The sequence below is a fragment of the Streptomyces sp. NPDC102441 genome, assembly GCF_044765585.1.
Taxonomy (GTDB): Bacteria; Actinomycetota; Actinomycetes; order Streptomycetales; family Streptomycetaceae; genus Streptomyces.
In genome coordinates, this window is sequence record NZ_JBIWKH010000016.1 from 152,516 (window position 1) to 164,160 (window position 11,645).

Here is an 11,645-nt window from a genome sequence, read left to right on the forward strand (position 1 = left end):
CCACACCCCTGTCCACTGTTCGGCAACCCGACACCCGCTTTCACTGCCAAGAGTGAAAGGCGTCACACGAGGACCCTCGGTTGGGCTGTGGGGAACGTGGGTAAAGCTGGGGACAGCCCTGGGGAGAAGTACCCCCGCCCTGTGCATCGGGTGTGCAGAACTTTCGCGTGTCCACAGAAACGCTCGGTTGTCCACCGGTGTCACCCACAGGGTCGGTGGACAAAAAACCGCACCTGACCTGCGAAAACGACGTTATCCACGGTTTCCACAGGGCCTACTACTACTACCACTCAGAGTTAGCCAGGAATCCGCTTCGAAGTGGGGCCTGTGCACAACTCGAGTGGCGAGCTCGGCGAACCTCTTGGCGCGACTTGACCCCGAGCAGCAACGAGTGTCGGTGCCGTACGTCAGACTGGACCCCGGTGGTGTCCCCAGCCCCTCGGCGGGGAGCCCCGGTCAGACGACGAAGGCCAGCAGGGCGAGCGAGCAACAGCAGGAGGCGGTTCCGGTGAAGATCCGGGTGGAGCGCGATGTACTCGCGGAGGCAGTGGCCTGGGTGGCCCGCAGCCTTCCGGCCCGTCCGCCGGCGCCCGTTCTCGCGGGCCTTCTGCTGAAGGCCGAGGACGGGGCTCTCAGCTTCTCGAGCTTCGACTACGAGGTGTCGGCCAAGGTCTCGGTGGACGCGGAGGTCGAGGAGGACGGCACGGTGCTCGTCTCCGGCCGTCTGCTCGCCGACATCTGCCGCGCCCTGCCGAACCGGCCGGTGGAGATCTCCACAGACGGTGTACGGGCCACGGTGGTCTGTGGCTCGTCGCGGTTCACACTCCACACACTGCCTGTGGAGGAGTACCCGGCGCTGCCGCAGATGCCGACGGCCACGGGCACCGTCCCTGGGGAGGTCTTCGCCTCCGCTGCTGCGCAGGTAGCCATCGCGGCGGGACGTGACGACACCCTGCCCGTCCTGACCGGCGTCCGGATCGAGATCGAGGGCGACACCGTCACCCTCGCGTCGACCGACCGCTACCGCTTCGCGGTCCGTGAGTTCCTGTGGAAGCCGGAGAACCCGGACGCCTCGGCAGTGGCCCTGGTGCCCGCCAAGACGCTCCTGGACACCGCGAAGGCACTGACCAGCGGTGACACGGTGACGCTGGCACTGTCCGGCTCGGGTGCGGGCGAAGGGCTCATCGGGTTCGAGGGCGCAGGCCGCCGTACGACCACCCGACTGCTCGAGGGTGACCTGCCGAAGTACCGCACGCTCTTCCCCACCGAGTTCAACTCGGTCGCGGTCATCGAGACCGCCCCGTTCGTCGAGGCCGTCAAGCGTGTGGCCCTCGTGGCCGAGCGCAACACCCCGGTGCGGCTCAGCTTCGAGCAGGGTGTACTCATCCTCGAGGCCGGTTCGAGCGACGACGCACAGGCTGTGGAGCGTGTCGACGCCGTGCTGGAGGGCGACGACATCTCGATCGCCTTCAACCCGACCTTCCTGCTGGACGGGCTCAGCGCGATCGACTCCCCGGTCGCCCAGCTGTCCTTCACGACGTCGACCAAGCCCGCCCTGCTCAGCGGCAGGCCTGCCGTCGACGCGGAGGCGGACGACGCCTACAAGTACCTGATCATGCCGGTCCGCCTCTCCGGCTGATCCGGGCGGCTGATCCGGGGGTCGCACCCGTCATCGCAGCTCCAGGCGGGCAGGCTCAGCGCAGAGCGTGCCCACCGTGCTGCACCCCGCCGTGCCGTCCCGGCCGGGCGTAGGCTCGGTCCCGGGTACGAATCGGCACAACGCTTAAGGAATCTCTGATGGAGCTCGGTCTCGTCGGCCTCGGCAAGATGGGCGGCAACATGCGCGAGCGCATCCGCCGCGCAGGCCACACCGTCATCGGTTACGACCGCAACCCGGACGTCGCCGATGTCCACAGTCTCGAAGAGCTTGTGGGCAAGCTCAAGGGTCCGCGCGTCGTGTGGGTGATGGTCCCGGCGGGGGCCGCGACCCAGTCCACCGTCGACGAGCTGGCCGAGCTGCTCTCCCCGGGCGACATCGTCGTGGACGGCGGGAACTCCCGCTGGACCGATGACGAGAAGCACGCGGTGGAGCTGGGCATCAAGGGCATCGGCTTCGTCGACTGCGGCGTCTCCGGCGGTGTCTGGGGCCTGGAGAACGGCTACGCCCTGATGTACGGAGGCGACGCCGAGAACGTCGCGAAGGTCCAGCCGGTCTTCGACGCTCTCAAGCCCGAGGGCGAGTTCGGTTCCGTCCACGCGGGCAAGGTCGGCGCCGGCCACTTCGCCAAGATGGTCCACAACGGCATCGAGTACGCCATGATGCAGGCCTACGCCGAGGGCTGGGAGCTCCTGGAGAAGGTCGACTCCGTCACCGACGTGCGCGAGGTCTTCCGCTCCTGGCAGGAGGGCACGGTCATCCGTTCCTGGCTGCTCGACCTGGCGGTCAACGCGCTCGACGACGACGAGCACCTCGATCAGCTCCGTGGTTTCGCCGCGGACTCGGGCGAGGGCCGGTGGACGGTCGAGGCCGCCATCGACAACTCGGTCCCGCTGCCCGCGATCACCGCGTCCCTGTTCGCGCGCTTCGCCTCACGGCAGGACGACTCGCCGCAGATGAAGATGATCGCCGCTCTGCGCAACCAGTTCGGCGGCCACGCGGTCGAGAACAAGAAGTAGGTCCGCACGAAGCGGGCCGCGCGCAGTACGCGGCCCGCGGCACACAGCAGAGCACGCAGTCGGAAGGGTCGGCGACCATGCACGTCACGCATCTCTCGCTGGCCGACTTCCGCTCGTACGCCCGGGTCGAGGTTCCTCTCGACCCGGGCGTCACCGCGTTCGTGGGGCCCAACGGACAGGGCAAGACCAACCTTGTGGAGGCGGTCGGCTATCTCGCCACGCTCGGCAGCCACCGGGTCTCCTCCGACGCCCCCCTGGTCCGGATGGGCGCGGAGCGTGCGGTCGTTCGTGCCGCGGTCACCCAGGGAGAGCGCTCGCAGTTGATTGAGCTCGAGCTCAATCCTGGCCGCGCCAACCGGGCCCGTATCAACAGGTCGTCGCAGGTCAGACCGCGTGACGTACTGGGGATAGTGCGGACGGTGCTCTTCGCCCCGGAGGACCTGGCCCTGGTGAAGGGCGACCCGGGTGAGCGGCGGCGCTTCCTGGACGAGCTGATCACGGCGCGGTCACCCCGGATGGCCGGAGTCCGCTCCGACTACGAACGGGTGCTGAAGCAGCGCAACACCCTGCTGAAGTCCGCCGCCATGGCCCGCAGGCACGGTGGCCGGTCGATGGACATGTCCACGCTGGACGTGTGGGACCAGCACCTGGGCCGGGTCGGCGCGGAGCTGCTGGCACAGCGGCTGGATCTGATCACGACCCTGCAGCCGCTGGCGGACAAGGCGTACGCGGACGTCGCCCCCGGCGGTGGACCCGTCGCGCTGGAGTACCGCAGTTCGGTCGGTGCCGATGTGGAGCTCGCGCGGACCCGTGAGGAGCTGTACGAGCAGGTGATGGCGGCTCTGGTCCAGGCACGCAAGCAGGAGATCGAGCGTGGGGTGACCCTGGTCGGTCCGCACCGCGACGACCTGGTGCTCGGCCTGCGCGGCATGCCGGCGAAGGGGTACGCGAGCCACGGCGAGTCCTGGTCGTACGCCCTGGCGCTGCGGCTGGCCTCGTACGACCTGCTCCGCACCGAGGGCAACGAGCCGGTGCTGGTGCTCGACGACGTGTTCGCCGAGCTGGACGCGCGCCGTCGCGAGCGGCTGGCGGAGCTGGTGGCCCCGGGCGAGCAGGTGCTGGTGACGGCGGCTGTGGACGACGACGTCCCGGGCGTGCTGGCGGGAGCCCGGTACGCGGTCTCCGCCGGGGCGGTGGAGCGGCTGTGAGCGGCCCCGCGGAGCAGAGCGGATCCTCGTCGGGTGCGGCGCCGCAAGGACCCACGCCGGGGCCGGCGAAGCAGCCGGAGGTGTCTGGCGTGGATCTGGCCCGCGTCGCCCTGCGCGCGGCGAAGGAGCAGGCCCGCGCCCGGGGCGCGGCGGCGCAGCAGAAGAACCAGGCGAGGCGCGGCGGTGGTCTGCGGTCAGGCGCCCGGTCCGACGGCCGTGACCCGCTGCCTCTGGGATCGGCGATCAACCGGCTGATCACCGAGCGGGGCTGGGAGACCCCGGCGGCTGTCGGCGGTGTGATGGGCCGGTGGCCGCAGATCGTCGGTGACGATCTGGCCAACCACTGTGTGCCTGTGCGGTACGACGAGGATCCGGCCGAGCGGGTTCTGACCGTGCAGTGCGACTCGACGGCGTGGGCGACGCAGCTCCGGCTGCTGGCGCCGCAGCTGGTGGCCCGGCTGAACACGGACCTGGGCCACGGCACCGTGCGGATGATCAAAGTGCTCGGTCCGGGCGGTCCGCAGCGCAGATACGGCCCTCTCCGTACTCCTGGGAGCAAGGGGCCGGGCGACACCTACGGCTGAGCTGGACCTTTCCTCGTCCGGAGCCGTCCGGAGCCGTCCGGAGTCCGCAAGAACCGGCCTGCGCCAGGGACGGCCGGAGGGGCTTTTCGCTCGCCTCTGTCCGGATTCGTCGAGGGCCTACCGTTTCCGTTCTGTCCGGGTATGCGGAGATTTGATTCACGCGAGGAGAGCGCAGCGTCCCTCACCGTAGCGGGAGGTTGACAGCCCGAAGCGCGCAAAGCCCTCGTGAGCCTCCCGGGGCCCCTTCCTGAATATGGGGAGTCGTCAGCCGCTCATTCAGGGCGGCACATGCGTACTCAGGCACCGGCAAACCCCCATTCATGTCGGCGCTACCGGTAGACTGGTGGACAATCCCGCTTCCTCGCGGGAGTAGTCGATACAAGCCGAACGACGCAGCCGCTCCCGCCTGCCGGAGAACGGCCTGTGCTGTGCCAGAAAGGGCGCTTCGTGGCCGATTCCGGCAACCCCAACGAGAACATTCCGTCCACAGCCGGTGAGCACGGCGAGGTCACCGCCTCGTACGACGCCAGCGCGATCACCGTGCTCGAAGGCCTGGACGCGGTCCGCAAGCGACCCGGTATGTACATCGGGTCTACCGGTGAGCGCGGTCTCCACCACCTCGTGCAAGAGGTTGTCGACAACTCGGTCGACGAGGCGATGGCCGGGCACGCGGACACCATCGACGTCACGGTCCTCGCCGACGGCGGGGTGCGCGTGATCGACAACGGCCGCGGTATCCCGGTCGGCATCGTGCCGTCCGAGGGCAAGCCGGCCGTCGAGGTCGTGCTCACCGTCCTGCACGCGGGCGGAAAGTTCGGCGGCGGCGGTTACGCCGTCTCCGGCGGTCTGCACGGCGTCGGTGTGTCCGTCGTCAACGCCCTGTCGACCAGGGTGGCCGTCGAGGTCAAGACGGACGGCTACCGCTGGACCCAGGACTACAAGCTCGGTGTTCCGACCGCGCCCCTGGCCCGTCACGAGGCCACCGAGGAGACGGGTACGACCGTCACCTTCTGGGCCGACGGCGACGTCTTCGAGACCACCGACTACTCCTTCGAGACCCTCTCGCGCCGCTTCCAGGAGATGGCGTTCCTCAACAAGGGGCTCACCCTCAAGCTCACGGACGAGCGCGAGGCGGCGAAGGCGACGGCCGGCGCGGACAGCGCCGAGGTGGTCGACGTCCCCGACGAGGAGTCGACCCGCACGGTCACGTACCACTACGAGAACGGCATCGTCGACTTCGTCAAGTACCTCAACTCCCGCAAGGGCGAGCTCATTCACCAGTCGGTGATCGACATCGAGGCCGAGGACAAGGAGCGACTCCTCTCGGCTGAGATCGCCATGCAGTGGAACACGCAGTACACCGAGGGTGTCTACTCCTTCGCCAACGCGATCCACACGCACGAGGGCGGTACGCACGAGGAGGGTTTCCGCGCGGCGCTGACCTCGCTGGTCAACCGTTACGCGCGCGACAAGAAGCTGCTGCGCGAGAAGGACGACAACCTCACCGGTGAGGACGTCCGTGAGGGTCTGACGGCGATCATCTCGGTGAAGCTGGGCGAGCCCCAGTTCGAGGGTCAGACGAAGACCAAGCTGGGCAACACCGAGGCGAAGACCTTCGTCCAGAAGGTCGTCCACGAGCAGCTGACGGACTGGTTCGACCGGAACCCCAACGAGGCCGCCGACATCATCCGCAAGGGCATCGCGGCGTCCACGGCCCGTGTCGCGGCCCGTAAGGCCCGTGACCTGACCCGGCGCAAGGGCCTCCTGGAGAGCGCCTCGCTGCCCGGGAAGCTCAGCGACTGCCAGTCCAACGACCCGACGAAGTGCGAGATCTTCATCGTCGAGGGTGACTCCGCCGGTGGTTCGGCGAAGTCCGGCCGTAACCCGATGTACCAGGCCATCCTGCCGATCCGAGGCAAGATCCTGAACGTCGAGAAGGCCCGGATCGACAAGATCCTGCAGAACACCGAGGTCCAGGCGCTGATCTCGGCCTTCGGCACCGGGGTCCACGAGGACTTCGACATCGAGAAGCTCCGCTATCACAAGATCATCCTGATGGCGGACGCCGACGTCGACGGCCAGCACATCAACACCCTGCTGCTCACGTTCCTGTTCCGCTTCATGCGGCCGCTGGTCGAGTCCGGTCACGTGTATCTCTCACGCCCGCCGCTCTACAAGATCAAGTGGGGCCGTGACGACTTCGAGTACGCGTACTCGGACCGTGAGCGCGACGCCCTGGTGGCCCTCGGCAAGCAGAACGGCAAGCGGATCAGGGAAGACTCGATCCAGCGCTTCAAGGGGCTCGGCGAGATGAACGCCGAGGAGCTGCGCATCACCACGATGGACGTCGACCACCGTGTGCTGGGCCAGGTCACGCTGGACGACGCGGCGCAGGCCGACGACCTGTTCTCGGTGCTGATGGGTGAGGACGTCGAGGCGCGGCGCTCGTTCATCCAGCGCAACGCCAAGGACGTCCGCTTCCTCGACATCTGAGTCGGCCGTACAAGGAGGAGGGTCCGGCGGACCCTCCGAGCCGCAGCGCGAAAGGACTTTGACCAGCAATGGCCGACGAGAACACCCCTGTGATGCCCGAAGAGGAGCCCACCGTCCCGGGCATCGGCATGCGTGTCGAGCCAGTGGGGCTCGAGACGGAGATGCAGCGCTCCTACCTCGACTACGCGATGTCCGTCATCGTGTCGCGTGCGCTGCCCGACGTGCGGGACGGCCTGAAGCCCGTCCACCGCCGGGTGCTGTACGCGATGTACGACGGCGGCTACCGGCCCGAGAAGGGCTTCTACAAGTGCGCCCGCGTCGTCGGTGACGTCATGGGTACGTACCACCCGCACGGCGACTCCTCGATCTATGACGCGCTCGTGCGACTGGCGCAGCACTGGTCGATGCGCATGCCGCTGGTGGACTCCAACGGCAACTTCGGTTCCCCGGGCAACGACCCGGCCGCGGCCATGCGGTACACCGAGTGCAAGATGATGCCGCTGTCCATGGAGATGGTCCGGGACATCGACGAGGAGACCGTCGACTTCCAGGACAACTACGACGGCCGCAACCAGGAGCCGACGGTTCTGCCGGCGCGCTTCCCGAACCTCCTGGTGAACGGTTCCGCGGGCATCGCGGTCGGTATGGCGACCAACATCCCGCCGCACAACCTGCGTGAGGTCGCCGCCGGTGCCCAGTGGTACCTCGAGCACCCGGACGCCTCGCACGAGGAGCTCCTGGACGCCCTCATCGAGCGGATCAAGGGCCCGGACTTCCCGACCGGTGCGCTGGTCGTGGGCCGCAAGGGCATCGAGGAGGCGTACCGCACCGGCCGTGGCTCGATCACGATGCGCGCGGTCGTCGCGGTCGAGGAGATCCAGGGCCGCCAGTGCCTGGTCGTCACGGAGCTTCCGTACCAGACCAACCCCGACAACCTCGCGCAGAAGATCGCCGACCTGGTCAAGGACGGCAAGGTCGGCGGCATCGCGGACGTCCGCGACGAGACCTCCTCGCGTACGGGCCAGCGGCTCGTCGTCGTGCTGAAGCGTGACGCGGTCGCCAAGGTCGTGCTCAACAACCTCTACAAGCACACAGATCTGCAGTCGAACTTCGGCGCGAACATGCTGGCGCTCGTCGACGGGGTGCCGCGCACGCTGTCGATCGACGCGTTCATCCGGCACTGGGTGACGCACCAGATCGAGGTCATCGTCCGGCGGACGAAGTTCCGGCTGCGCAAGGCCGAGGAGCGGGCGCACATCCTGCGCGGCCTCCTCAAGGCCCTGGACGCCATCGACGAGGTCATCGCCCTCATCCGGCGCAGCAACACGGTGGAGATCGCGCGCGAGGGCCTGATGGGCCTGCTGGAGATCGACGAGCTCCAGGCGAACGCGATCCTGGAGATGCAGCTGCGCCGGCTGGCCGCGCTGGAGCACCAGAAGATCACCGCCGAGCACGACGAGCTCCAGGCGAAGATCAACGAGTACAACGCGATCCTCGCCTCGCCGGCGCGGCAGCGGCAGATCGTCAGCGAGGAGCTGGCGGCGATCGTCGACAAGTTCGGCGATGACCGGCGCTCCAAGCTGGTGCCCTTCGACGGTGACATGTCGATCGAGGACCTCATCGCCGAGGAAGACATCGTCGTCACCATCTCGCGCGGCGGTTACGTCAAGCGCACGAAGACGGACGACTACCGCTCGCAGAAGCGGGGCGGCAAGGGCGTGCGGGGCACCAAGCTCAGGGAAGACGACATCGTCGACCACTTCTTCGTGTCGACGACGCACCACTGGCTGCTGTTCTTCACGAACAAGGGCCGCGTCTACCGGGCGAAGGCGTACGAGCTGCCGGATGCCGGCCGGGACGCGCGTGGCCAGCACGTCGCGAACCTGCTGGCGTTCCAGCCGGACGAGCAGATCGCGCAGATCCTGGCGATCCGCGACTACGAGGCCGCGCCCTATCTGATCCTGGCCACGAAGGGTGGTCTGGTGAAGAAGACGGCGCTGAAGGACTACGACTCCCCGCGTTCGGGCGGTGTCATCGCGATCAATCTGCGGGAGACCCAGGACGGCGCCGACGACGAGCTGATCGGCGCGGAGCTGGTGTCGGCCGAGGACGATCTGCTGCTCGTCAGCAGGAAGGCACAGTCGATCAGGTTCACCGCGACGGACGACGCGCTGCGCCCGATGGGCCGTGCCACCTCGGGCGTGAAGGGCATGAGTTTCCGGGAGGGCGACGAACTGCTCTCGATGAATGTTGTCCGGCCCGGTACGTTCGTGTTCACTGCCACCGACGGCGGATACGCGAAGCGCACCGCTGTCGACGAATACCGCGTCCAGGGTCGTGGTGGTCTGGGCATCAAGGCTGCCAAGATCGTCGAGGACCGCGGTTCACTGGTCGGCGCGCTGGTGGTGGAGGAAGAGGACGAGATCCTCGCCATCACGCTCGGCGGTGGTGTGATTCGTACGCGAGTCAATGAAGTCAGGGAGACGGGCCGTGACACCATGGGCGTCCAACTGATCAATCTGGGCAAGCGTGATGCCGTCGTCGGTATCGCGCGCAACGCCGAGGCCGGTCGTGAGGCCGAAGAGGTCGACGGGACCGATGAGGCCGAAGGCGCCACGGTCGAGGCCGATGCCGCGACCGTGGTCGAGGGCACAGCCGAGGGCACGACGCCTTCGGCCGGGGAGCACGAGGAGTAGAGCGTGAGTGGAGCCACGGGCGCCGGGTCGGCCGCTTCCGGAGCAGGCGCGCCAGGCGCCCGTGGCTCTGCCACGGACTCCCAAGGGGGCACTGTGACGGACACTCGGGGACCTCAGCCGCAGTACGAGGGGTACGCGACCGGGCCGTTGCCCGGCGAGCGTGAGCCCGCAGCGGGTCAGGCGGGCCCGTACCACCCGCCGCAGGCGTACCAGTCCCCTGGGGGCGGTACGCAAGGCGGCGGTACTCAGGGCGGTGCACAGGGCGCGGACGGAGCGCAGGCGACCCGGCTGCCCCGGACCGGGGCGCGGACCACTCCGCGTACCCGTAAGGCGCGGCTGCGGGTGGCGAAGGCCGATCCGTGGTCGGTGATGAAGGTCAGCTTCCTGCTCTCCATCGCGCTGGGAATCTGCACGGTGGTCGCGGCCGCCGTGCTGTGGATGGTGATGGACGCCATGGGCGTCTTCGAGACCGTGGGCGGCACGATCAGTGAGGCCACCGGCTCGAACGAGAGCAACGGCTTCGATCTGCAGTCGTTCCTTTCGCTACCGCGCGTCCTCATCTTCACCTCGGTCATCGCGGTGATCGACGTGGTGCTGGCCACCGCGCTGGCGACGCTGGGCGCGTTCATCTACAACCTGTCGGCCGGCTTCGTGGGTGGCGTGGAGCTGACTCTCGCCGAGGACGAGTAGGACGCCGGGTATCGATTTTGGGACTGGCCCCGACGTGCGCTAATCTTCAGAAGTCAGCGCAGCAGCGCGGCGGGGCTATAGCTCAGTTGGTTAGAGCGCATCCCTGATAAGGATGAGGCCACAGGTTCAAATCCTGTTAGCCCCACCAGCACGAAGGCCCCTCACCGGCAACGGTGGGGGGCCTTCGGCATGTACGGCGGTCGTGGTACGGGCGTCGTGGTACGCGCGTCGTGGGTACGGCGGCGTGACGCGAACCGCGCGGGACCGCCCGCCGGGCCAGGCCCTGTTCCGCGGGCTCCCCTGTGGAGCAGGACGGGGCCGCCCCGAAGGGGAGCCCGGCGTATCCGCCACGGCTTCGTCGAAGGCGCGTACGGGCGCACGGAAAAGGCCCCCGCCGGTGTGAACCGGACCAGGGGCCTGGGTGGTGTTCGCGGCGCCCTCAGGGTGGCAGCGGGGCCGAGTCCCCGGCGGGTGTGGCGCTGTGGGCGGAGCGGGTGCTGTTCGTCGCCTCGGTGGCGTCAGTGGTGTCGGCGGACAGCTGGCGGGTGGCGGGCGAGGAACCGTGCGCCTCGGCGCGGATGCGCTGCTTCATCGTGGGTGGCAGCGCCCTGTCACGCGGAAGGGTCCATCGCACCGACGGCGTGGTCGCGGTTGCCGGGGCTGCGCTCGTGTGCTCGTGGCTCGTGACCGTCGGCTCCGCGGCCGTGGCCTGGGCGGTGGCGAGGCCCAGCGACGCGAGAAGCGCGAAGAAGGCGGTGATGAAGGCGGTCCAGATGCTCTTGGCCCTGAAGGTGCTCATGGCCCCTCGCTTTCAGGTGGTCCGGTTTGCTTACCTTTCCGATGATGTGGATCCGGGCCGTGGAATCCGGGACCGACGCCCCCGGTGCGCCGATCTTCCGATGAACACCACTCTTATGGTTCAACCGGCTCGGAAAAGCCGGCTCGGAGGGTGGCGGGAGGTCGCGACAGGGGTCCGGAACGGCCGCCGCCCGGGGGCCGGGGAGGTCACCGATCGGTATCGGCCGGTGTGTATAGTCGGGCGGCAGAAGTCCCTTACGTCAAGGAAAGACGAGGTCGCGCGGTGAAGAAGCTTCTCCTGGTCGCACTGGCTGCCATCGGCGGGCTCCTCGTGTACCGCCAGATCCAGGCGGATCGCGCCGAGCAGGATCTGTGGACGGAGGCGACCGACTCCGTGCCCGCAGGTTCAGGTGTGTGAGACGGAACAGTCTGCTAGAAGCCCCGGCCGCCGAGCGGCCGGGGCTTTCTGCTGCCCGGGAGCCGCTGTTGCGGGACCGTGA

Annotated in this window: 9 protein-coding genes and 1 tRNA gene; 9 read left to right on the plus strand and 1 reads right to left on the minus strand. The window is 68.3% G+C overall.

The genetic code is table 11. From position 1 onward, the window contains the following. Positions 1-508: 508 nt before the first annotated feature. The 8 genes from dnaN to ACIREO_RS31430 all read left to right on the plus strand — a co-directional run bounded on the left by dnaN (position 509) and on the right by ACIREO_RS31430 (position 10,495). Complete coding sequence (gene dnaN, locus ACIREO_RS31395) at positions 509-1,639, plus strand: DNA polymerase III subunit beta (RefSeq protein WP_033296764.1); 1,131 nt, start codon at positions 509-511, stop codon at positions 1,637-1,639. A 158-nt stretch (positions 1,640-1,797) separates the two neighbouring features. Further along, positions 1,798-2,676 carry a phosphogluconate dehydrogenase (NAD(+)-dependent, decarboxylating) gene (gene gnd / locus ACIREO_RS31400; RefSeq protein WP_404116316.1) on the plus strand — a complete coding sequence of 293 codons (879 nt, stop codon included), beginning with the start codon at positions 1,798-1,800 and terminating at the stop codon, positions 2,674-2,676. 77 nt (positions 2,677-2,753) lie between these two features. Beyond that, a complete protein-coding gene (gene recF, locus ACIREO_RS31405; RefSeq protein ID WP_404116318.1) occupies positions 2,754-3,884 on the plus strand; it encodes a DNA replication/repair protein RecF in 1,131 nt (376 codons plus the stop codon). Further along, positions 3,881-4,468: a DUF721 domain-containing protein gene (locus ACIREO_RS31410; RefSeq protein ID WP_404116320.1), complete on the plus strand. Its 588-nt coding sequence runs from the start codon at positions 3,881-3,883 to the stop codon at positions 4,466-4,468. The genes recF and ACIREO_RS31410 overlap by 4 nt, the downstream gene beginning before the upstream one ends. Positions 4,469-4,891: 423 nt before the next feature. After that, positions 4,892-6,961 (plus strand): DNA topoisomerase (ATP-hydrolyzing) subunit B, encoded by a 2,070-nt coding sequence (gyrB, locus tag ACIREO_RS31415; protein WP_404116322.1) that lies wholly within the window; start codon positions 4,892-4,894, stop codon positions 6,959-6,961. 68 nt (positions 6,962-7,029) lie between these two features. Next, positions 7,030-9,657: a DNA gyrase subunit A gene (gene gyrA / locus ACIREO_RS31420; RefSeq protein ID WP_404116324.1), complete on the plus strand. Its 2,628-nt coding sequence runs from the start codon at positions 7,030-7,032 to the stop codon at positions 9,655-9,657. Positions 9,658-9,750: 93 nt separating this feature from the next. After that, on the plus strand, positions 9,751-10,347 hold the full coding sequence (locus ACIREO_RS31425; protein ID WP_404116326.1) for a DUF3566 domain-containing protein: 597 nt from the start codon (positions 9,751-9,753) through the stop codon (positions 10,345-10,347). A gap of 71 nt (positions 10,348-10,418) precedes the next feature. Further along, positions 10,419-10,495, plus strand: a tRNA-Ile gene (locus ACIREO_RS31430). 291 nt (positions 10,496-10,786) lie between these two features. Here the strand turns inward: ACIREO_RS31430 and ACIREO_RS31435 are convergent. After that, positions 10,787-11,146, minus strand: coding sequence for a DUF6344 domain-containing protein (locus tag ACIREO_RS31435; RefSeq protein WP_404116327.1), 360 nt, complete (start codon positions 11,144-11,146; stop codon positions 10,787-10,789). 282 nt (positions 11,147-11,428) lie between these two features. Between ACIREO_RS31435 and ACIREO_RS31440 the strand changes: the two genes are divergently transcribed. Continuing rightward, positions 11,429-11,563: a DLW-39 family protein gene (locus ACIREO_RS31440; RefSeq protein ID WP_003958712.1), complete on the plus strand. Its 135-nt coding sequence runs from the start codon at positions 11,429-11,431 to the stop codon at positions 11,561-11,563. Positions 11,564-11,645: the final 82 nt, after the last annotated feature.